This window comes from Bradyrhizobium campsiandrae (assembly GCF_014529705.1).
Classification (GTDB): Bacteria; Pseudomonadota; Alphaproteobacteria; order Rhizobiales; family Xanthobacteraceae; genus Bradyrhizobium; species Bradyrhizobium campsiandrae.
In genome coordinates, this window is the sequence record NZ_JAANIH010000196.1 from 1 (window position 1) to 480 (window position 480).

1 protein-coding gene is annotated in these 480 nt (G+C 63.8%); it reads right to left on the reverse strand.

The genetic code is table 11. The features are described 5' to 3' along the window. On the reverse strand, positions 1-449 hold a 449-nt coding region (locus tag G8O24_RS47105), incomplete at its 3' end, for a hypothetical protein (RefSeq protein ID WP_244646411.1). Positions 450-480 lie beyond the last annotated feature (31 nt).

Here is a 480-nt window from a genome sequence, read left to right on the forward strand (position 1 = left end):
GCATTGCGTTTGAGAGTTCCGGCGACGATGGAGTCGCCGTTCCTGACCGTCTGCTCCAAAGCGGGGGCGGCAACTGCTAGCGAGAACGTGTTGAGGTCGGCGGCGTGAATCCCCCCCAGTGGCGGGTCGACGACGGCGCGGCTCACCTCGTCACCAAATCTTTCGGCGATGAATTGGCCGACGCTGACGTCGTCAAGGTGCGGGTGAGCGTTGAAAGGTTCGAGCCCGGCCCGTAACAGTCCGGCAGGGGAGAGGATGCGCGAGGCAATAGTGGGGAGGAACTTCGTGGGTCCTACTGGTGTTACGCCGGACGGCATCTCGACGACTCCACGCCGGCTCGACAATAAGACGCGCCCAGGAACGGGATGACGCATGGAGTCCGTTAGTCCCAGCTCCGCAACGAGTGCGGCGACGCCCGGGGCGCGAAGAGGCACGGCTTCAGGTCCCATGTCGACCACATCAGAACAAAGACGACGGGAC